Genomic DNA, 18,864 nt, shown 5'->3' on the forward strand with positions numbered 1-18,864 from the left:
ACCGGCTCGCCGCCGCCGCCGCGCTGGCGCTGTGCGACGGCGCGGACGCCGAGGCGGCGGTCACCATGGGCGTCGGCGAGGCCTCGCGTTTCGTCGAGCGCGGCGGCGCCGCCGGCATCAAGGTGCACGAGCAGCGGCTCGGCGACCGGCCGCGCACGGCGCTCGAGGTGGCCAAGGTCACCCGGGCGCACGGGGGCCGGCTGATCGCCACCGGCGGCTGCTTCGACCTGCTGCACGCGGGGCACGTGAGCCTGCTGCGGCGGGCCAGGGCGCTGGGTGACGCGCTGGTCGTCTGCGTCAACTCCGACGACTCGGTACGCCGGCTGAAGGGCCCGTCCAGGCCCATCGTGGACGCGCGCGACCGGGTCGAGGTGCTGCGGGCGCTGGGCTGCGTGGACGCGGTCCTGGTGTTCGACGAGGACACGCCGGCGAGCGCCATCGCGTCGCTGCGCCCGGACGTGTGGGTCAAGGGCGGCGACTACGAGGGGGAAGTGCTGCCCGAATCCGAGGTCCTGGCCCGGCTCGGCGCGGAGACCGTCGTGCTGAGCACGCTGCCGGGACGTTCGACAACGAATCTGATCAAGGAGATCCAGTGAACATTCTGATCACCGGGGGAGCCTCCGGGCTCGGGCTGGCCACGGCGGAGGCCGTGGAGAAGGAGGGCTGGAAGGCCCTCGTGGTCGACGTACGCGAGCCCGACCAGCGTTTCGAGCACGTCACCGCGGACCTGGCCGACCGGGGCGAGGCCGAGCGCGCGGTCCGCGAGCTGGCCGAACGCGCCGGCGGCCTGGACGGCGTGGTGACGGCGGCGGGGATCGACGCCTGCGGGCGGCTGGAGGACGTCCCGGCCGCCGACTGGGAGCGCGTCATCTTGGTGAACCTGCTGGGCACGGCCTCGATCGTGCGGGCGGCGCTGCCGTATCTGAAGCACACCCGCGGCAAGATCGTCACCTGCGCCTCGACGCTGGGGCTGCGTCCGCTCAGCGACGCCTCGGCGTACTCGGCCTCGAAGTTCGGCGTCGTCGGCTTCACCAGGGGGCTGGCGGTCGAGCTGCGCGGCGAGGTCGGGGTGACGCTGCTGATCCCCGGCGGGATGCGGACGGGCTTCTTCGACGGCCGTCCCGAGCAGTACAAGCCGGGCCCGCAGGCGGGCCTGAACGATCCGGCCGACGTCGCGCAGACCATCGTCTTCGCGTTGCGCCAGCCGGCCGGATGCGAGGTGAGAGAGCTCGTCGTGTGCCCGTCCACGGAGACGTCATGGCCCTAGAACTTCTGGTGCTGCGCGGGCTCGGCCTGGGCGACCTGCTCACGGCCGTGCCCGCCCTGCGGGCGCTGCGTCAGGCCTTTCCCAAGCACCGCATCACGCTGGCGGCGCCGCGGACGCTGGCCGCGCTGCTGCCGCTGACCGGCGCCGTGGACGACCTGGTGGACGTGTCGGGGCCGGGGCCCGTGCCGTTCGAGCGGCCCGACATCGCGGTCAATCTGCACGGGAAGGGGCCGCAGAGCATCGAGGCGTTGCGGCGCACCGATCCCGGGCGGCTGATCAGCTTCGGCACCGGGCCGCCGTGGGCGGACGGCGTGCACGAGGTACGGCGCTGGTGCGGCCTGCTGGAATGGCACGGCATCGCCACCGACCCCGCCGACCTGATACTCGGCACCTCCGACCGGACGGGGCCGGTGATCGTGCATCCGGGCGCCGCCCATCCCGCGCGCCGCTGGCCGCCGGAACGGTTCGCCGAGGTGGCCGCCGAACTGGACGACGTCGTCGTCACCGGCACCGCGGACGAGGTGCCGCTGGCCAGGAGGGTCGCCGAGTTGGCCGGGCTGCCGCCCGAGCGCATGCTGGCCGGGCGGACCACGCTGGCCGACCTGATCGACCTGGTCAGCAGGTCACGGCTGGTGGTCTGCGGCGACACCGGCGTGGCGCACCTGGCGACGGCGTTCTGCGTGCCGTCGGTGGTGCTGTTCGGGCCGGTCTCCCCCGCGTTGTGGGGGCCGCCGCCGGGCTGGCGCCACGTCGCCCTGTGGGCCGGCCTGAACGGGGATCCGCATGGGGAACGGGTCGATCCCGGCCTGCTGAAGATCGAGGTTTCCGAAGTCGTGGACGCTGCCATGGAGGTCACATCATGAGGGCTCTGGTCACCGGGGGCGCCGGTTTCCTCGGTTCCTATCTGTGCGAGCGGTTGCTGGCCCAGGGGGCGGAGGTGATCTGCATGGACAGCTTCCTCACCGGAGGGCCGCGCAATGTCGAACATCTGCTGGTACGGCCCGAGTTCCGGCTCATCGAGTGCGACCTGACCGGCTACGTGCACGTGCCGGACCGGCTGGACCTGGTCCTGCACTTCGCCTCGGCCGCCTCGCCGACCGACTATCTGCGCTATCCGATCGAGACGTTGCGCGTGGGCAGCGTGGGCACCCTGCACGCGCTGGGGCTGGCCCGCGAGAAGGGCGCCAGGTTCGTGCTGGCCTCGACCAGCGAGGTGTACGGCGACCCGCTCGAACATCCGCAGCGCGAGACGTACTGGGGGAACGTCAACCCGGTGGGCCCGCGCAGCGTGTACGACGAGGCCAAGCGCTTCGCCGAGTCGCTGACCACGGCGTACCGGCATTCGCGGGCCACCGACACCGGCATCGTGCGCATCTTCAACACCTATGGCCCGCGCATGCGCCCGTTCGACGGCCGGGCCATCCCGACGTTCATCCGGCAGGCGCTGACCGGCGAGCCGATCACGATCACCGGCGACGGCTCGCAGACGCGCTCGATCTGCTACGTGGACGACACCGTGTCGGGCATCCTGGCCATGGCTCGCAGCGACTTCGCCGGTCCCGTCAACATCGGCAATCCCGACGAGCTGACCATGCTCGATCTGGCCACCCTGATCAGGGACCTGGCCGGGTCGTCGTCGGAGATCGTGTTCATCGACCGCCCCGCCGACGATCCGAAGGTCCGGCGGCCGGACACGTCGCTGGCGACCGAGCGGCTCGGCTGGTCTGCGGGCGTGCCGGCCAAGGAGGGCCTCCGGCGGACGATCGAGTGGTTCTCCGCCGAGCTGGCCACGACCGGGCGGCTGGCGCGGGTGTGAGCGGGCGCGGGCGGGTCCGCGGTCACGGGCCCGCCCGCGCTCACCTGGGGTTGCCCGCCCGCAGCCAGGCGAGGTAGTCGGCGACCCCTCGCGCGGTGTCGTAGTGCGGCTCGAAGCCGGTGTCCTCGCGCAGGCGGGTGACGTCGAGCCAGGTGCCGGCGGCGGGGCTGCCGGGCAGGTCGATGGAGGTGTCCGGGGCGGCCTTCCTGATCGCCGCGACGACCTCTCCGTTGGTCGTCAGCCGCCCGGAGGCCACGTTGTACGTCCGGTGCCGCAGCCCGTCGGCGAGTTGCAGCAGGGCGATGGCGCGGCCGCAGTCTCTGGCGTAGAGCAGGTCGATGCCGTCGCCCACCCGCAGCGGGCCGTACTCGGTGCCCCGGGCGGCGGCGTGGACGAGCTGCGGGGCGCCGAAGAACGGCGAGGGCGTGTGTCCGCCCGGGCCCCAGATGGCACCGATGCGGTAGTTGACGACGTCGATGCCGGTGGTCCTGGCGAGGTGGTCGCCCACCAGTTCGCCGATCTTCTTGAAGCCGGGGATCGGGTGCGCGGCGGCCATCGACAGCGGCAGGTCCTCGCGGAAGGGGCCGTCGCCGGGGACGTCGAGGTAGACGCCGATCGTGCTGGCCAGCCCGACGCGGGCCACTCCCCACTCGCGGGCGGCCTTGAACACGTTGAGCAGGCTCGCGAGGGACTTCTCCGCGCCTTCGAGGGGCTCGTACGCGCCGGGCGGCCACGGGACGGAGCCGGCGAGGTGCACGATGCCGGTGATCTTGTGGCGGGAGCCGATGTCGAGCAGCGCCCGCTCGTCGGTGAGGTCGGCCCGCTCGACGACGACGCGCTCGCCGGCGTGCTCCGGGGCCGGGCGGCGCTGGACGAGCACGCAGGACTCCCCCAGGTCGAGCAGCGCGCGGGTGACGTGGGTGCCGATGAACCCGAGGCCACCGGTGATCAGAATCATTGCCTTGTTGTCCTATCAGTAGTTTAGATCGTCAGCTCTACTGATAATCAGGCTATCAGAAGCGATAGTGGAGGACCACGTTGCCCTTCCTGGACAGGGCGGCGCTGTGCGCGGCCAGGCGGGTGACCAGGCGCAGGACCGGCGGGAAATCGGCGACCTCGGGCTCCCGCGTGCAGAGGATCTCCTTGACGAGCCCGAGCCTGGGGTTCCAGTGCTCGGGGACGTGGGGGTCGTCGAAGCCGGGGAACTTGGTGAGCCCGGCGATCGAGCGGCCGACCGGGTGGTGCCGCTGCGCCCAGACGGCGAACGGGCTGTAGCCGTTGAAGGCGATCTCCCCGCCGGGGAAGTGCCCGACGAGCCGGTCGAGCAGCGCGATCAGCTCCCGCTCGGACAGGAAGGCGATCAGGCCGTCGGCGACGATGACGGCCGGGCGGTCGCGGGGCAGGGCGTCGAGCCAGGCGGAGGTGGTCAGGTCGGCGGCGATGTCATGGTGGGTCGCCGCCTCGGGCAGGAGCTCGCGGCGGGCGGCGATGACGCCGGGGAGGTCGACGTCGTACCAGTCGGCGGTGGGCGGCAAGGTCAGGCGCAGAGCCCGGCTGTCGAGACCGGCGCCGAGGTCGAGGCCGACCGCGCCGGGGTGCGCGGCGAGGAAGCGGCCGGCCACCTCGTCCAGCTTCTTGGCGCGGTGGGCGATGTTGAGCGCGGCGCTGGGGGTGAGGTGGAGCTCGCGGTGGTCATATCCGGTCTCGCGGACGATCCGGTCGGCCATCGCGTCGCCGAGGATCGGGCGCGGCGAGCGGTTGTCGAGCGCCCTGCCGCACAACGTCAGCCACAGGCTCGCCTCCAGCGGGGTGAGCGTCTTCATGATCCGGTCTCCTTCAGTGCGTCCTTGGCCGCGTCGAGCACGGCGCCGCCGGTGTAGAGGCCGCGGGTGTAGAGCTCGAGCGTGGGCACCGCCAGGCGGCGCAGCGCCTCGGGGCCGAAGCTCTCGCAGCCGAGCGCCCGCGCCAGCGGGGGCGGCATGGTCAGCGTGGCCAGACTCGTCAGGACGGTCAGCACGGCCAGCGCCCGCACGTCGGACGACGGGTGCATCGAGCCGTCGGCGATCCCGGCGCGCAGGATCGCCTCCGACTCGGCCACCATCGTGGTGACGAACGTGGCGGCGGCGGGGGTGTCCTCCTCGATCGCGCGCGCCATGTACCGCACCTGAAGGCGGTATTCCTCCGGGTCGGCCAGGTATTCCTCCATGACGCCGCGCATCCCGGCCGGGTCGGCGTCCTCGCGGGCCCGGCGGACCAGCACGCTCAGGACATGGTCGTCGCAGGCGCTCCGCAGCTTGTCCTTGCTGCCGAAGTGGTGGATGACCAGCCCCGCGCTCACCCCGGCCGTGGCCGCGACGGCGCGCAGGTTCGCCTTCTGGAAGCCGTCGCGGGCGAAGTGGGCGATGGCGGCGTTGCGGATCTTCGCCTGGGTCGTCAGGTCTGAACACATGTTCAACATGCTAAACACATGTTCAGTCGCGTGCAACGAAAAACGGCCGCCCGGGATTCGGGCGGCCGTTCGGCCGGAGGTTCTGGGGAGGGCGGCCGGTCGGGGCTCAGCGGAAAGTGAGCCCGTTCGGCCGGAGGCTCAGCCGGAAGGCGAGCCCGTCCGGCCGGGGGCTCAGCGGAGGGCGACCCCCAGGAGGGCGTCGGCGAGGTCGCGGACGAGCGCCGGGGCGGCGGGGTCGGGGCCGCCGCCGGCCTCGATGGCCCGCTCGGCCCAGGCGTCGACGGCGGCCAGCGCGGCCGGGGAGTCGAGGTCGTCGGCCAGGCGCTCGCGCACCTCGGCCAGCAGGTCGTCCGCGCGCGGCCCCGAGGAGAGCGCGGCGGCCGCGCGCCACAGCGCCAGGCGGCGCTCGGCCGCCGCCATCAGCTCCGGCACGTATTCCCAGTCGGCCCGGTAGTGCTGGGCCAGCAGCACCAGCCTGACCGCCATCGGGTCGTGCTCGCGGCGCAGCTTGGAGACGAAGACCAGGTTGCCCTTGGACTTCGACATCTTCTCGCCGTCGAGCGCCACCATCCCGGCGTGGGTGTAGAACTTGGCGAACGGCCACTCGCCGGTCGCCGCATGGCCCTCGGAGGCGCCGCACTCGTGGTGCGGGAAGATCAGGTCGGAGCCGCCGCCGGCCACGTCGTAGCCGGCGCCCAGGTGGTCGAGGGCGATCGCGGTGCACTCGATGTGCCAGCCCGGACGTCCCCTGCCCAGCGGTGAGTCCCAGGCCGGCTCTCCGGGCCGCTCGGCCCGCCACAGCAGCCAGTCGAGCGGGTGCCGCTTGCCCGGCCGGTCGGGGTCGCCGCCCCGCTCGGCGAACAGGGCCGGCATCTCCTGCTCGCCGTAGCCGGACACCTGCCCGAACTTGGGCGCGTCGGCCACGCTGAAGTAGACGTCGCCGTCGAGGACGTAGGTGACGCCCTTGGCCGACAGCCTGGTGATCAGGTCCGCGACCTGGCCGACGACCTCGGTGACGCCGACGTATTCACGCGGCGGCATGATCCGCAGCGCCTCCATGTCGCCGCGGAACAGCTCGATCTCGCGCTCGGCCAGGTCCCGCCAGTCGATGCCGTTCTGCGCCGCCCGCTCCAGCAGCGGATCGTCCACGTCGGTGGCGTTCTGGGTGTAGTGGACCTCGTGGCCGGCGTCCCGCCACATCCGGCCGACGAGATCGAAGGCGTGGTAGGTGTTGGCGTGGCCGAGGTGGGTGGCGTCATAGGGGGTGATGCCGCAGACGTACATCCTGGCGGTCGGCCCGGGGTCGGTCTGCCGCACCTGCTTGGCCGACGTGTCGTAGAGACTCAGCGGAATGCTCTCACCTGGGAGCTGGGGAACGTTCTGGGCAGACCACGATCTCATGTCTTTGAGCCTATCCGTCCTGTTCGGCGGTGAGGTCGGTGAAGTCGTACGTCACATCCCCGGGCGAGATCGCGACCTCCATCACCGACAGGGAGGCGAAGATCCGCCCGTCCGGCAGCCGGTGCCGGACGATGAGCGCGCGCCTGTCGGAGGACGGCCGCACCTTGATCAGATCCCGCCATTCGGCGGCGGCGGTGAACTTCGGCAGGTAGTACACGACGCGCGGGTTCTCCGGGTCGAGGCCCGAGTTGACGACCATGCTGATGCCGTCGGGCAGGTCGGAGACGGCCAGGCGCTCGCCGTCCCAGCTGAACATCCGGACCGCGGTCAGGTCGGCGACCACCAGGTGAAAAGGGTCGTAGCGGGTCGGGTCGCCCTCGGGGGTCTCCCCCGAGTACGCCGCCCGCAGCGCCAGATCCCCCCTCGAGACCTTCGTCGTCACCTCGGCGGCCCGGCCGTGGCCGTTGAGCAGGGCCGCGGCGCGGCCGGCCGCCGGGTTGACGGCCAGCCACGTGCCTCCGGCCTTGAGGTCGCGCCCGCCGATCACGCCCGGATATTCCGGCCAGTGCTCCCCCGGGCCCTCCCACGGCCGGTCGGCGAACTCGTCCCGCACTCCCATGAGGGTCAGCGGCCGCCCGGTTCTCACGATCAGCGTGCACATGGGCAAAAGAGTATTAAACGGATCTGGCTATTTCAGATGGGGGGCCAGGGTATGGCGGGCCAGCCCTCCGACGGGTACGGGTGCACGCCGGTGTCGAGCAGCCGCCTGACGCGCTGCCAGGTGGCCTCCACCTCCGCCAGCGTGAGGAGTTCGCGCAGCCTGCGGCCCAGGGAGCCGGACTCGAGGTCGCGCTCGAGCTTGGCCAGCACCGCCACGGCCTCGCGGGCCAGCGGCTTGCCGCGCCACTGCCACAGCACCGTGCGGAGTTTGTCCTCGACGGAGAAGCAGACGCCGTGGTCGACCCCATAGACGTGGCCGGTGGGCAGCGGCAGCAGGTGGCCACCCTTGCGGTCGGCGTTGTTGACCACCGCGTCGAAGACCGCCATCCGCCGCACGACCGGGTTGCGGCTCTTGACCAGCCGCATGAGGTCGATCTCGCGCTCGGTGTCGATCCAGAGCTGGCACATGCCGGGGCCGAAGGGGCCGTCGCGGTAGACCGTGGGCGGCACGATGCGCCAGCCGGTCGCCTGGGAGACCTCGAACGCGGCCACCTCGCGCGCGGCGAGGGTGCCGTCGGGGAAGTCCCACAGGGGGCGCTCGCCGCGTACGGGCTTGTAGACGCAGGCGGCCGAGCGCGCGCCGAGCTTGACCGAGCAGTAGAGCGTCATGTTGGTCGCCTCGACGAGGCGCCCCGCGACCTCCAGGCTGCCGTCACGCAGCAGCGTGAGAGCCTCCTCGTCATGCATGGACGGCGGTGGGGAGGGCTGCTTGATGGCCGGTTCGCTCTCCGGAGCGGTCATGAAGCCGCCTCACCCCCGCGGTAGCCGTTGAGACGTACGCAGACGTGTCCGGCGGCGTCGAGCGGCTGTCCGCACAGGGGGCACGGCGGTCGGCCCGCCGAGACGATCTGGAGGGCGCGCTGGGTGAAGGCGCGGGCGGCTCCGGCGCTGATGCGCACGCGCAGCACCGCGGGATCGGTGCCCTCGAGATCATCCTCGTCGACGACCTCCTGTGCCTCGATCACCACTTGCGCGTGCTCGGCGTCCCAGGCCAGCGCCATGGTGCCCACGCGGAAGTCCTCCGCGACCGGCACGTCGAGCGGCGCCTCGTCGGCCAGGTCGGCGGGAGCCAGGGCGGGCACCTGCGCGGTGCCCCCGCTGAGGCGCAGCACCTCGTCGAGCAGCTCGTCGAGCCTGCCCGCCAGTGCGGCCACCTGCAACTTCTCCAGCGCCACCGTGGTCAGTCTGCCCTCGGCCCTGGCCTGCAGAAAAAAGACCCGTGCGCCCGGCTGCCCCAAGGCACCGGCGACGAACCTCTCTGGTGGGTCGTAGTCGAAGACCGGCATAGCCTGACCTTACGTGGTTCCGGGTCCGCCGCCGACGGCGGCATCGCTCCCGGTGATGTTTTCTCCCCCGTCTTTCTCCTCCGAATCCTCAGGAAGCCTCAATTCCCCCATATCGTTGACCCTGAGAACAAAGGGACGCAAGGGGGCATAGCGAATGACGGTGAGGGCCGCGGGATCGGCCGTTATCCGCTGAAAGTGATCGAGGTGGAGGCCCAGAGCGTCGGCGACGATCGCCTTGATCACGTCGCCATGGCTGCAAACCAGGTAGACACCCTTCTCCCCCAGGCGTTGATTCCACTCCCGGACGGCCGCGACGGCCCGGCGTTGCATTTCGGCCAGCGCCTCCCCTTCCGGAAATGTCACCGCACTCGGGTGCGCCTGCACGACCTGCCACAACGGGTCCTTGGCGAGCTCGGCGAGCGGCCGCCCGGTCCACGCGCCGTAGCCGCACTCGATGAAGCGGTCGTCGGTCTGGAGGTCGAGCCCGCGGCCTCCGGCAACCGCTTGAGCCGTTTCCTGGCAGCGTTCGAGCGGGCTGGAGACAATGGCGTCGAGCCTGACGCTCGCGACGCGCCCGGCGAGCGCGGCGGCCTGCGCCCTTCCCGCCTCGCTCAGATGGACTCCAGGAGTACGGCCGGCCAGCACCGGCCCGGTGAGGTCCGTCAGCCCGTGCCGGGCCAAAAGCAGCATGGTCACACAGCAAGTGTCGCAGGCGTCGATCACAACGTTTCATCGACGTGGACGGTAACCTGGCGGGATCATGGAGCAGCGCTATGTCGGCCACAGTGGCCTGTCGGTGTCCCGGCTGGGGCTCGGCACGATGACCTGGGGGCGTGACACCGACGCGGACGAGGCGGCCGCCCAGCTCCGCACGTTCCTCGACGCGGGCGGCAACCTCGTCGACACGGCCGACGTCTACACCGCCGGAGACTCCGAACGGCTGCTCGGGCGGATGCTGCGCGACTCGGTGCCGCGCTCCGAGCTGGTGATCTCCACCAAGGCCGTGGTGACGCCCGCGGGCCGCCGCCCGCGTGACGCCTCCCGGCGCCACCTGATCGCCGCGGTCGACGACTCGCTCAACCGCCTCGGGCTCGACTACGTCGACCTGTGGCAGCTCCACACCTACGACGCCGAGGTGCCCCTCGAGGAGACCCTGGCCGCGCTCGACGCCATCGTGTCCTCGGGCCGGGCCGTCTACGCGGGCGTCTGCGACTACGCCGGCTGGCAGCTCGCCACCGCCGCGGTCACCCAGCGGACGGTCCCCGGCCGCATCCCCATCACCGCCGCCCAGGTGGAATACTCCTTGCTGGCTCGTGAGCCCGAGCGGGAGCTGCTTCCCGCCGCGGCGCATCTGGGGGTGGGGGTGCTGGCCTGGTCCCCGCTCGGCCGCGGGGTGCTGACCGGCAAATACCGCACCGGCATCCCGGGCGACTCGCGCGCCGCGACCCCGCATTTCGCCGACTTCGTCCGCCCCTACCTCGACGAACGCAGCCGCCGCGTCGTCGAGTCCGTCATGACCGCCGCCGACGGCCTCGGTGTGTCACCGCTGGCGGTGGCCCTGTCCTGGGTCCGCGACCAGCCGGGCATCGCCTCGGCCATCGTCGGAGCCCGTACGCACGCGCAGCTCAAGGGCGTCCTGCCCGCCGAAGACGTGGTGCTGCCCATAGAGATCCGAGAGGCCCTCGACGATGTGTCGTCAATCGACTGACCCTGAACGAGAGTCTCTCTCGCGTATCACTAGTCGATACCGAATCGCAACTTTACCCGGCAAAAGCCTGCGTCTCACGAGCGATGTCCATAAAGATTTCCCCTGGAAGCGACGCAGGAGGGGACGGATGGGGAGCAGGACCGCGATCTCGGCTGGAGTTCTCGCGGTGGCGCTGGCGGCCGTCCCCGTGGCGGCGCCTGCGGCCTCGGCGGCCGTACAGGATTGCGCGCACGACGGCGGCCTGCTCTCGGGGGTGACCAACACCCTGTGCGACGTCGTGGAGGCGGTCACGGGCACCGTCGACACCCTCACCGGGGGCACGACCGACAAGGTGACGGACGGCGTCGACAACACCACGGACGAGGTGCTGGGGCGCGTCGGGGAGGCGGTGCCGACCACCCGGGCCGACACCTCCGACCGCACCGCCAAGACCTCACCGTCCGCGAGCCCGTCGCCGACGCGGACCGGACTGGTGCCCGAGACGCTCGACGAGGTGTGCCTGCCGGTGCTGGCGTGCGAGGACCAGAAGGTCGTCGGCACCCTGTCCCCCAAACCCACCCCCACCGCGACCGGCGAGCGCAGGGGCCGGCTCGTGGACGGCCGGGAGGACGCCTCGGCGGTGCCGACCGTGCCGTCCACGTCCCGCCCCGACAGCCGGCCGCAGCAGATGGGCACGGGGCGGCCGGTGCCGGAGAAGAAGACGGCCGACGCGGAGGAGCCGCGGGTCGACCTGCTGTGGCCCAACCCGTTCGCGCATGAGCTGACGGTGCCGATGCAGGACCAGCACGTGGTCCGTCCCAGCCCGCCGGCGTCCGACGTGCTGGGGACCGTCCTGACGATCGCCCTGCTGGGGTCGGCCGTCCTCGCCACGCGCATCGTCCAGCAGCGCCGGCACCGTACGGAGCCCACGGAGTCGATCCCCTTCGAGCCGGCCCGCGCCGGCAACGGCCGTCACCGCCTGGCCTGAGCCGCCCGGGCCGGCCCGTCTCAGAACGGAACACGCCCCCGAACCGCGCCACCGGTCGGTGGCCGTTCCGGGGGCGTGTGCGCGCCGGTCGTGGAGGGGGGTCAGGCGCCGATCGCGTGGACGCCGCCGTCCACGTGGACGATGTCGCCCGTCGTCGCCGGGAACCAGTCGGACATCAGCGCCACGCACGCCTTCGCCGCCGGGATCGTGTCGGACAGGTCCCAGCCCAGCGGGGCCTTGTCCGGCCAGCTGTCCTCGAACTCCTTGAAGCCGGGGATCGACTTGGCCGCCATCGTGCGCAGCGGGCCCGCCGCCACCAGGTTGACGCGGATGTTCTGCTTGCCCAGGTCGCGGGCCAGGTAGCGGTTGCAGGACTCCAGGCCGGCCTTGGCCACGCCCATCCAGTCGTAGACGGGCCAGGCCTTCGAGGCGTCGAAGTCGAGGCCGACCACCGCCCCGCCCTCCTTCATCAGCGGCAGGCAGGCCACCGCCAGGGACTTGAACGAGTACGTCGACACGTGCAGCGCCGTCGCGACGTCCTCCCACGAGGTGTTGAGGAAGTTGCCGCCGAGCGCCGTCTGCGGGGCGAAGCCGATCGAGTGGACCACGCCGTCGAGACCGTCCACGTGCTCGCCCACCCGGGCGGCCAGCGAGTCGAGGTGCTCGGTGTTCTGGACGTCGAGCTCCAGCACCGGCGCCGGCTCGGGCAGGCGCTTGGCGATGCGCTCCACCAGGCTCAGGCGGCCGAAGCCGGTCAGCACGACCGTGGCGCCCTCCTGCTGGGCCAGCTTGGCCACCGAGAACGCGATCGAGGCGTCGGTCAGGACACCGGTCACGAGGATGCGCTTGCCTTCGAGAATTCCCACGTCAGTGCCCCATTCCAAGTCCGCCGTCGACGGGGATCACGGCCCCGGTGATGTAGGAGGCGTCGTCGCCGGCCAGGAAGCGCACGACGCGCGCCACCTCCTCGGGGGCCGCCTGCCGCCCGAGGGGGATGTTGGCCACGATCGCCTCGTGGTCGAGCTCGGCCGTCATGTCGGTGGCGACGAAGCCGGGCGAGACCACGTTGACCGTGATGTTGCGCGAGCCGTATTCGCGGGCCATGGAGCGGGCGAAGCCGACCAGGCCGGCCTTGGAGGCCGCGTAGTTGGTCTGGCCGGCCTGGCCGCTCAGGCCGACGACGGAGGAGATGAAGATGACCCGGCCGCGCTTGAGCCGCATCATGGGCCTGATGGCCCGCTTGGCGACGCGGTAGGCGCCGGTCAGGTTGGCGTCGATGACGTCGGTGAAGGTGTCTTCCTTCATCATCGCCAGCAGGGTGTCCTTGGTGACGCCGGCGTTGGAGACCAGGACCTCGACGGGGCCGTGCTCGGCCTCCACCTTGTCGAAGGCGGCCTCGACGTCGGCCATGCTGGTGACGTCGCAGCGCACGCCGAACAGGCCCTCGGGCGGCTCCCCCGATCGGTAGGTGACCGCGACGTTGTCGCCCGCCGCGGCGAGTTCACGGGCGATCGCGAGGCCTATGCCGCGATTGCCCCCGGTGACGAGTACAGAGCGTGCCATGGCAACTGACGCTATCTCCTACCCGCCGGTATCCGGTTGTCCGGGTGGCACAAGATCGCAGGGTTAGGATCGTGGACATGCGCCAGATCGATCCCGATTTCCTGGAGCTGCCCCTGCGGCAGCTCGCGGACGCCGCCTTGCAACGCGCTCGCGACCTCGGCGCCGAGCACGCCGACTTCCGGCTGGAACGCGTCAGGGCCGAGACGCTCAGCCTGTACGACGCCCGCCTCGAAGGCGCCATGGACGCCGACGACCTCGGCTACGCCGTGCGCGTCGTCAAGGGCGGCACGTGGGGGTTCGCCGCCGGCATCCACCTGACGCCCGAGGCCGCCGCGGCGGTCGCCGAGCAGGCGGTGCGGGTGGCCGAGGTGAGCGCCCCGATCAACCGGGAGCCCATCGAGCTGGCGCCCGAGCCGAGACACGCCGAGGCGGTGTGGGTGTCGGCCTACGACGTCGACCCGTTCGAGGTGGCCGCCGCCGACAAGGTGAGCCTGCTGGCGGAGTGGTCGGCCGGCCTGCTGAAGGGCGCCGACCACGTCTCGGCGCGGCTGCTGCAGGTCAAGGAGCAGAAGTTCTACGCCGACACGGCGGGCACGGTGACCACGCAGCAGCGGGTGCGGGTGCATCCGAGGCTCAACGCGATGAAGGCGGGCGAGAGCGGCTTCGACGACATGTCGACGATCGCCCCGCCGGTCGGCCGCGGGTACGAATACCTGACCGGCACCGGCTGGGACTGGCAGGGCGAGCTGGCCAGGCTGCCCGAGCTGCTGGCGGAGAAGCTGGCGGCGCCCTCGGCCGAGGCGGGCGACTACGACCTGGTGATCGACCCGTCCAACCTGTGGCTGACGATCCACGAGTCGATCGGCCACGCCACGGAGCTGGACCGGGCGCTGGGCTACGAGGCGGCCTACGCGGGCACCAGCTTCGCCACGTTCGACCAACTGGGCGAGCTGGTCTACGGCTCGCCGCTGATGAACGTCACCGGCGACAGGACGGTCACCCACGGCCTGGCCACGGTCGGCTACGACGACGAGGGCGTCCAGGGGCAGAGCTTCGACATCGTCAGGGACGGCATCCTGGTGGGCTACCAGCTCGACCGGCGGATGGCGCTGATGAAGGGGTTCGGGCGGTCCAACGGGTGCGCGTTCGCCGACTCGCCCGGCCACATGCCGATCCAGCGCATGGCGAACGTGTCGCTGGCGCCGGCGCCCGGCGGCCCCTCGACCGACGAGCTCATCGCGGGCGTCGAGCGGGGCCTCTACATCGTCGGCGACAAGAGCTGGTCGATCGACATGCAGCGCTACAACTTCCAGTTCACCGGGCAGCGGGCGTACCGGATCTCGCACGGGAAGCTGGCCGGGCAGGTCAGGGACTTCGCCTACCAGGCGACGACGACGGACTTCTGGCAGTCGATGGAGGCGGTCGGCGGGCCCGGCACCTACGTGCTCGGCGGCGCGTTCAACTGCGGCAAGGGGCAGCCGGGGCAGGTCGCGCCGGTCAGCCACGGTTGTCCGTCGGCGCTGTTCAAGGGCGTGCGGATCCTCAACACGGTGCAGGAGGGCGGGAAGTGACTACTCCCCAGGAGATGGTGGACAGGGCGCTCGGGCTCTCCCGCAACGACGGCTGCGTGGTGCTGGTCGACGAGACGTCCACGGCCAATCTGCGGTTCGCGGGCAACACGCTGACCACGAACGGGGTCGCCCGGTCCGCGCAACTGACCGTGATCTCGGTCGCGGGGCAGGGCGTGGGGATCGTCTCGCGCGCCGCCGTACGCGCCGAGCAGCTCGAGGACATCGTGGCGGCGGCCGACGCGGCGGCGCGTGAGGCGCGGCCCGCCGAGGACACCCGGCCGCTCGTGGCGGGCGGGGCGGCCTCACCGCACTGGGACGAGGAGGTGCGGCCGACCGACATCGGGGTGTTCGAGGGGTTCGCGCCTGCGCTCGGCGACGCGTTCTCGGCGGCGGAGGCGGGCGGCAGGAGGCTCTACGGGTTCGCCGAGCACTCCATGACCTCGACGTTCCTCGGCACGTCCACGGGCCTGCGGCTGCGCCACGACCAGCCGACCGGGCGGCTGGAGCTCAACGCCAAGTCCGCCGACCTCAAGCGCTCGGCGTGGACCGGCGTGTCCACGCGCGACTTCACCGACGTCGACGTGGCCGCCCTCGGCTCCTCGCTGGCGCAGCGGCTGGAGTGGGCCAAGAACCGCGTCGACCTGCCGGCGGGCCGCTACGAGACGCTGCTGCCGCCGAGCGCGGTGGCCGACCTGATGATCTACCTGTTCTGGTCGGCGGGCGCCAGGGACGCCCTCGACGGGCGCTCGGTGTTCGCCAGGCCGGGCGGCGGCACCCGCGTCGGCGATCGGCTCGCCACGCTGCCCGTGACGCTGTCGAGCGACCCGGCGGCGGCGGGCATCGCGTGCGCGCCGTTCGTGACGGCGCACGCCTCCAGCAGGCAGAGCTCGGTGTTCGACAACGGGCTGCCGCTGGGGCCGACCGACTGGATCAGGGACGGGCGGCTGGAGGCGCTGCTGCAGACCCGCTACTCGGCGGAGCTGAGCGGGCTTCCGGTGACGCCGGGCATCGACAACCTGATCATGTCCGGCCCCGAGGGCGGGCGGCCGATGGAGGAGATGATCGCCTCGACGCGGCGCGGCCTGCTGGTCACCTGCCTGTGGTACATCCGCGAGGTCGATCCGCAGACCCTGCTGGTGACCGGGCTGACCAGGGACGGCGTCTACCTGGTCGAGCACGGCGAGGTCGTGGGCGAGGTGAACAACTTCCGCTTCAACGAGAGCCCGGTCGACCTGCTGGGTCGGCTGACGGAGGTGGGCGCGAGCGAGCGCACGCTGCCGCGCGAGTGGAACGACTACTTCCAGCGCACGATCATGCCGCCGGTGCGGGTGCCGGACTTCAACATGTCGACGGTGAGCCAGGCGAGCTGACCAGGCCGGCGCTCAGGGCTGCCGGAGCTGCTCAGCGGGGGCCCAGGAGGGCGGCCAGGGCGTGGCTGAGGGCCTCGCCGAGCGTCTTGGCACACGTGTCGTAGCCCTCCGGCGGGCCGCCATAGGGGTCGTAGACCTCCAGCGCCCGCCGGTGGTCGCGGCGTTCGGCGGCGGACTCGACGATGGCGCGCGCCCGTTCGGCCGTGTCGGAGCGGTAGCGGCGGTGGCCCGCCCCCGCCGCGAGCTGCGCGAACTCCGGCAGCGTGAACGTCTTGCGCTCGGCCATGGGGTCGAGGCCGACGGCCACCGCGCGGTGCCCGGCCTCCATGGTCAGCAGCAGGTCGGCCGACCTGACGAGGTCGAGGTCGAGGAGCCGGGCCCGGTGCGCGCGGCCGTCGAGGCCGAGCTTGCCGAGCGCGGCGATCGCGTGCGGCGCCATCGGATGGCCGACCAGCGCACGCACTCCCGCGCTTCCCGTCGCCACGGGAAAGGACGCGGAGTGGAGCATCGCCTTGGCGATCACCTCTGCCATGGCGGAACGGCAGATGTTCGCCGTGCACACCAGCAGGACGCTGAACTCACCACTCACGCCCGCCAATCTAACCGCTCGGGGCCTCCCGGGTGAGGCGGATGGTGTGGACGCGGTCCCAGCGCTGCCCGGTGACCAGCCTGGCGGTGCCGGCGTCCAGGTCGTAGACCACCGACCAGCGGGTGTGCGGCTGGGCGACCCGCCTGAGCAGCTCCAGCGCGTCCGCGTCGCCGCCCTCGGCGAGGGTGCGGTAGCGGCGGTCGGCCAGCCTGGCGGCCCGGTCCGTGCCGGTCATGGTGATGTTGGTGAGGAGGCGGTCGTCGATGACGTTCAGTCTGCCGTCGCCGTACTCGACCACCGCCGACCTGCCGGCGCGGTCGGCCAGGAGGTAGTGGAGCTGGGGGCCGCCGGTGAAGTCGACGTCGTGGCGGCGCATGAGCGCGACGGCCTCGGGCACGGTCGCGGCCCGGTCGAGCAGGAGGCGGATGATCCGTACGCCGCCCACGGCCACCCGCCCCGGCGTCCTGGCGGGCAGCCGCGCGTCGGGGGCCGCGGCCAGGCCGACCGCCAGGCCCTTCTCGTTCATGCCGTCGAACGGGGCCAGCACCGCGTGCGCCAGCCGCCTGCGGTCCTGGGGGTCGGCGAGGTCGGGCGGGCCCTTGGCGGCCATGACGTAGGAGACGTCCGACAGGGAGAGCGAGGCGTAGCCGCCGGGCGGGGCGGCGTGGACGATCATGGCGGGGTTGGGGTCCCAGTCGAAGTTCCTGCCGAACTCGCCCGGGCGGTGGAACAGCGAGCACGCCCAGCCGTCCGCGCTCTTGGCGAGCTCTTCGGGGGTGAGCGGGGCTTCGGGGTCGTAGCCGCCGTGGTAGGTCAGCTCGTACAGCGGCAGGTCGTCCACCTGGCGCAGGCCGGCCGCCGTACGGGCCTTCTGGGCGGGGGTCTGCCGGAGGGGGCCGGAGCCGGTGTCCGGGGCCGAGAGGGCCTCTGAGGGGCTTTCCGGAGGGTTTTCCGGAGGCGGGTATGAGGCGGGCTCGGATGTGCGCGGCGCAGCGCTCCCGGGGCGCTCCGGGGCGCACGCCGGGAGCACCACGCACAGAGCCAGGGCCGCCATCACCGCCGCCACGCCGCGTCTGACGGCGGCGGGGCGGGTACGGCGGGTACGGCTGCGCATGCCGCCAGTGTGCGGCCCTCCGCCTGCCTTGTCACCTGACTCCACGACGCGAGCCCGTGACGTGCGCCTTGCATTCCGGCCTGGCAACCCGGCCTGGCAACTCAGCCTGAAAGCTCGGCAGGGAAGCTCGGCAGGGAAAGCTCGGGCCTGCACCGCAGACCCTGTGGATACCTGCCGGTGGAGCGGGCTCTGGCTGCCTGTGGTCGGCGGGTCGGTCAGGTGTCCTCGAGGCGGAAACCGACCTTCATGCCGACCTGGAAGTGCGCGACCTCTCCGCCCTCGATGTGCCCCCGCACTTCGGTCACCTCGAACCAGTCGAGGTGGCGGAGGGTCTGTGAGGCCCTTCTGATGCCGTTGCGGATGGCCTGGTCGACGCTCTCCCCCGACGTGCCGACGATCTCCGTGACCCGGTACGTGCGATCCGTCATCTCCACATCCTCCTTACTCGAAGGCCATGATCGCATGACCCCCGTCTCCGGGCAGGGCTGCCGTCGCTCCCGGCAGGTCCTGGGTCTACCGTGGGAGACATGAAGGGGTGGCGAAGGAAGCCAGACGTCCACCAGGTCACGGACGCCAAACCGTCACTGACCGCGGACATTCGCAAGAGGGAGATCAGCTACCTCATCAAGATGGGGATCCGCACGATCTGCCTGATCCTGGCCGTGGTGGTGCCGGTTCCGTGGCCGTACCGGCTGCTGTTCATCGCCGCTGCGGTCTTTTTGCCGTACATAGCGGTTATCGGGGCCAATGAGAGGGGCGAGGCAGGCCCGCCACCTACCTTTCAGTCCCCGGAAGCTAACCAAACCGAGATACCGCTGCATCGACGCGAGATCGGGTCGTGACTAAGTCTTGACGCATCCCATGGGTTGTAGGTGTACGCTTTAGCCAAGCGCTCCGGTCCCCCGTCGGAGTGCTGGTGCCGGCGTTCCGGGCCCCCGTCGGAACGCCGATGAAGCGACGCCGGGTGGTTTGCCCCCGTAACCACCCGGCGTCGCCCTTTTTTGATCAAGTTGGGCCCGCCGGGACCGTTCCGATAGGGCGGC

The 18,864-nt window shown here is 71.7% G+C and carries 22 protein-coding genes; 9 read left to right on the top strand and 13 right to left on the bottom strand.

Translation table 11 applies throughout. The features are described 5' to 3' along the window. The 4 genes from rfaE2 to AB0I15_RS50190 all read left to right on the top strand — a co-directional run. A partial coding sequence (gene rfaE2, locus AB0I15_RS50175; protein ID WP_358113490.1) for a D-glycero-beta-D-manno-heptose 1-phosphate adenylyltransferase occupies nucleotides 1-596 on the top strand: 596 nt, incomplete at its 5' end. Beyond that, on the top strand, nucleotides 593-1,267 hold the full coding sequence (locus AB0I15_RS50180; protein WP_358113492.1) for an SDR family oxidoreductase: 675 nt from the start codon (nucleotides 593-595) through the stop codon (nucleotides 1,265-1,267). The genes rfaE2 and AB0I15_RS50180, both read left to right, overlap by 4 nt. Further along, entirely contained in the window at nucleotides 1,258-2,130 is an 873-nt protein-coding gene (locus AB0I15_RS50185; protein WP_358113494.1) for a glycosyltransferase family 9 protein, read from the top strand. The genes AB0I15_RS50180 and AB0I15_RS50185 overlap by 10 nt, the downstream gene beginning before the upstream one ends. Beyond that, on the top strand, nucleotides 2,127-3,083 hold the full coding sequence (locus AB0I15_RS50190) for a UDP-glucuronic acid decarboxylase family protein (RefSeq protein WP_358113496.1): 957 nt from the start codon (nucleotides 2,127-2,129) through the stop codon (nucleotides 3,081-3,083). The genes AB0I15_RS50185 and AB0I15_RS50190 overlap by 4 nt, the downstream gene beginning before the upstream one ends. 40 nt (nucleotides 3,084-3,123) lie before the next feature. Here the strand turns inward: AB0I15_RS50190 and AB0I15_RS50195 are convergent, their stop codons facing one another. The 8 genes from AB0I15_RS50195 to AB0I15_RS50230 form a co-directional block, all read right to left on the bottom strand. Beyond that, nucleotides 3,124-4,041 carry an NAD(P)-dependent oxidoreductase gene (locus AB0I15_RS50195; RefSeq protein WP_358113498.1) on the bottom strand — a complete coding sequence of 306 codons (918 nt, stop codon included), beginning with the start codon at nucleotides 4,039-4,041 and terminating at the stop codon, nucleotides 3,124-3,126. Between the two features lie 55 nt (nucleotides 4,042-4,096). Next, nucleotides 4,097-4,906 carry a class I SAM-dependent methyltransferase gene (locus AB0I15_RS50200; RefSeq protein WP_358113499.1) on the bottom strand — a complete coding sequence of 270 codons (810 nt, stop codon included), beginning with the start codon at nucleotides 4,904-4,906 and terminating at the stop codon, nucleotides 4,097-4,099. Beyond that, entirely contained in the window at nucleotides 4,903-5,532 is a 630-nt protein-coding gene (locus tag AB0I15_RS50205; RefSeq protein WP_358113501.1) for a TetR family transcriptional regulator, read from the bottom strand. Before AB0I15_RS50205 ends, AB0I15_RS50200 begins: the two co-directional genes overlap by 4 nt. 171 nt (nucleotides 5,533-5,703) lie before the next feature. After that, on the bottom strand, nucleotides 5,704-6,933 hold the full coding sequence (gene mshC / locus AB0I15_RS50210; RefSeq protein WP_358113503.1) for a cysteine--1-D-myo-inosityl 2-amino-2-deoxy-alpha-D-glucopyranoside ligase: 1,230 nt from the start codon (nucleotides 6,931-6,933) through the stop codon (nucleotides 5,704-5,706). A gap of 10 nt (nucleotides 6,934-6,943) precedes the next feature. Continuing rightward, nucleotides 6,944-7,594, bottom strand: a complete 651-nt coding sequence (locus tag AB0I15_RS50215; RefSeq protein ID WP_358113505.1) for an NRDE family protein — start codon at nucleotides 7,592-7,594, stop codon at nucleotides 6,944-6,946. A 32-nt stretch (nucleotides 7,595-7,626) separates the two neighbouring features. After that, on the bottom strand, nucleotides 7,627-8,394 hold the full coding sequence (locus tag AB0I15_RS50220) for an SCO1664 family protein (RefSeq protein ID WP_358113507.1): 768 nt from the start codon (nucleotides 8,392-8,394) through the stop codon (nucleotides 7,627-7,629). Then, a complete protein-coding gene (locus AB0I15_RS50225) occupies nucleotides 8,391-8,939 on the bottom strand; it encodes a DUF3090 domain-containing protein (RefSeq protein WP_358113509.1) in 549 nt (182 codons plus the stop codon). The genes AB0I15_RS50220 and AB0I15_RS50225 overlap by 4 nt, the downstream gene beginning before the upstream one ends. A 9-nt stretch (nucleotides 8,940-8,948) precedes the next feature. Further along, a complete protein-coding gene (locus AB0I15_RS50230; RefSeq protein WP_358113651.1) occupies nucleotides 8,949-9,629 on the bottom strand; it encodes an MSMEG_4193 family putative phosphomutase in 681 nt (226 codons plus the stop codon). Between the two features lie 70 nt (nucleotides 9,630-9,699). Between AB0I15_RS50230 and AB0I15_RS50235 the strand changes: the two genes are divergently transcribed. Further along, nucleotides 9,700-10,647, top strand: a complete 948-nt coding sequence (locus AB0I15_RS50235) for an aldo/keto reductase (RefSeq protein ID WP_358113511.1) — start codon at nucleotides 9,700-9,702, stop codon at nucleotides 10,645-10,647. A 127-nt stretch (nucleotides 10,648-10,774) separates the two neighbouring features. Next, nucleotides 10,775-11,614, top strand: coding sequence for a hypothetical protein (locus AB0I15_RS50240; RefSeq protein WP_358113513.1), 840 nt, complete (start codon nucleotides 10,775-10,777; stop codon nucleotides 11,612-11,614). Between the two features lie 101 nt (nucleotides 11,615-11,715). Here AB0I15_RS50240 and fabI read toward each other — a convergent pair whose 3' ends face one another. After that, complete coding sequence (gene fabI, locus AB0I15_RS50245) at nucleotides 11,716-12,480, bottom strand: enoyl-ACP reductase FabI (protein WP_358113515.1); 765 nt, start codon at nucleotides 12,478-12,480, stop codon at nucleotides 11,716-11,718. Nucleotide 12,481: 1 nt separating this feature from the next. Further along, nucleotides 12,482-13,177: a 3-oxoacyl-ACP reductase FabG gene (gene fabG, locus AB0I15_RS50250; protein WP_358113517.1), complete on the bottom strand. Its 696-nt coding sequence runs from the start codon at nucleotides 13,175-13,177 to the stop codon at nucleotides 12,482-12,484. A gap of 77 nt (nucleotides 13,178-13,254) precedes the next feature. On the opposite strand from fabG, the gene AB0I15_RS50255 reads away from it, so the two are divergent. Next, nucleotides 13,255-14,748 carry a TldD/PmbA family protein gene (locus tag AB0I15_RS50255; protein ID WP_358113519.1) on the top strand — a complete coding sequence of 498 codons (1,494 nt, stop codon included), beginning with the start codon at nucleotides 13,255-13,257 and terminating at the stop codon, nucleotides 14,746-14,748. 14 nt (nucleotides 14,749-14,762) lie between these two features. Beyond that, nucleotides 14,763-16,118: a metallopeptidase TldD-related protein gene (locus AB0I15_RS50260; protein ID WP_358113653.1), complete on the top strand. Its 1,356-nt coding sequence runs from the start codon at nucleotides 14,763-14,765 to the stop codon at nucleotides 16,116-16,118. Between the two features lie 31 nt (nucleotides 16,119-16,149). On the opposite strand, the gene AB0I15_RS50265 is transcribed toward AB0I15_RS50260, so the two are convergent. The 3 genes from AB0I15_RS50265 to AB0I15_RS50275 all read right to left on the bottom strand — a co-directional run bounded on the left by AB0I15_RS50265 (nucleotide 16,150) and on the right by AB0I15_RS50275 (nucleotide 18,249). After that, entirely contained in the window at nucleotides 16,150-16,707 is a 558-nt protein-coding gene (locus AB0I15_RS50265; RefSeq protein WP_358113521.1) for a hypothetical protein, read from the bottom strand. A gap of 10 nt (nucleotides 16,708-16,717) precedes the next feature. Further along, the gene (locus tag AB0I15_RS50270; protein ID WP_358113523.1) at nucleotides 16,718-17,821 is read right to left on the bottom strand and encodes a carcinine hydrolase/isopenicillin-N N-acyltransferase family protein; all 1,104 of its coding nucleotides are present in this window, start codon (nucleotides 17,819-17,821) and stop codon (nucleotides 16,718-16,720) included. Nucleotides 17,822-18,036: 215 nt separating this feature from the next. Beyond that, a complete protein-coding gene (locus tag AB0I15_RS50275) occupies nucleotides 18,037-18,249 on the bottom strand; it encodes a dodecin (protein WP_358113525.1) in 213 nt (70 codons plus the stop codon). Nucleotides 18,250-18,348: 99 nt separating this feature from the next. Between AB0I15_RS50275 and AB0I15_RS50280 the strand changes: the two genes are divergently transcribed. Beyond that, a complete protein-coding gene (locus AB0I15_RS50280) occupies nucleotides 18,349-18,663 on the top strand; it encodes a DUF3099 domain-containing protein (protein ID WP_358113527.1) in 315 nt (104 codons plus the stop codon). Nucleotides 18,664-18,864: the final 201 nt, after the last annotated feature.

This window comes from Nonomuraea sp. NPDC050643, from assembly GCF_040654715.1.
Classification (GTDB): Bacteria; Actinomycetota; Actinomycetes; order Streptosporangiales; family Streptosporangiaceae; genus Nonomuraea.

Bases quoted from the DNA above. Each gene is read 5' to 3' on its own strand.
- AB0I15_RS50275 (WP_358113525.1), bottom strand. From the start codon at position 18,249: ATGACGGATCGCACGTACCGGGTCACGGAGATCGTCGGCACGTCGGGG.
- AB0I15_RS50280 (WP_358113527.1), top strand. From the start codon at position 18,349: ATGAAGGGGTGGCGAAGGAAGCCAGACGTCCACCAGGTCACGGACGCC.
- mshC (WP_358113503.1), bottom strand. From the start codon at position 6,933: ATGAGATCGTGGTCTGCCCAGAACGTTCCCCAGCTCCCAGGTGAGAGC.
- AB0I15_RS50230 (WP_358113651.1), bottom strand. From the start codon at position 9,629: ATGCTGCTTTTGGCCCGGCACGGGCTGACGGACCTCACCGGGCCGGTG.
- AB0I15_RS50220 (WP_358113507.1), bottom strand. From the start codon at position 8,394: ATGACCGCTCCGGAGAGCGAACCGGCCATCAAGCAGCCCTCCCCACCG.
- AB0I15_RS50270 (WP_358113523.1), bottom strand. From the start codon at position 17,821: ATGCGCAGCCGTACCCGCCGTACCCGCCCCGCCGCCGTCAGACGCGGC.
- AB0I15_RS50235 (WP_358113511.1), top strand. From the start codon at position 9,700: ATGGAGCAGCGCTATGTCGGCCACAGTGGCCTGTCGGTGTCCCGGCTG.
- AB0I15_RS50195 (WP_358113498.1), bottom strand. From the start codon at position 4,041: ATGATTCTGATCACCGGTGGCCTCGGGTTCATCGGCACCCACGTCACC.
- fabG (WP_358113517.1), bottom strand. From the start codon at position 13,177: ATGGCACGCTCTGTACTCGTCACCGGGGGCAATCGCGGCATAGGCCTC.
- AB0I15_RS50190 (WP_358113496.1), top strand. From the start codon at position 2,127: ATGAGGGCTCTGGTCACCGGGGGCGCCGGTTTCCTCGGTTCCTATCTG.
- AB0I15_RS50205 (WP_358113501.1), bottom strand. From the start codon at position 5,532: ATGTGTTCAGACCTGACGACCCAGGCGAAGATCCGCAACGCCGCCATC.
- AB0I15_RS50215 (WP_358113505.1), bottom strand. From the start codon at position 7,594: ATGTGCACGCTGATCGTGAGAACCGGGCGGCCGCTGACCCTCATGGGA.
- AB0I15_RS50260 (WP_358113653.1), top strand. From the start codon at position 14,763: ATGGTGGACAGGGCGCTCGGGCTCTCCCGCAACGACGGCTGCGTGGTG.
- AB0I15_RS50225 (WP_358113509.1), bottom strand. From the start codon at position 8,939: ATGCCGGTCTTCGACTACGACCCACCAGAGAGGTTCGTCGCCGGTGCC.
- AB0I15_RS50200 (WP_358113499.1), bottom strand. From the start codon at position 4,906: ATGAAGACGCTCACCCCGCTGGAGGCGAGCCTGTGGCTGACGTTGTGC.
- AB0I15_RS50255 (WP_358113519.1), top strand. From the start codon at position 13,255: ATGCGCCAGATCGATCCCGATTTCCTGGAGCTGCCCCTGCGGCAGCTC.
- AB0I15_RS50240 (WP_358113513.1), top strand. From the start codon at position 10,775: ATGGGGAGCAGGACCGCGATCTCGGCTGGAGTTCTCGCGGTGGCGCTG.
- AB0I15_RS50185 (WP_358113494.1), top strand. From the start codon at position 1,258: ATGGCCCTAGAACTTCTGGTGCTGCGCGGGCTCGGCCTGGGCGACCTG.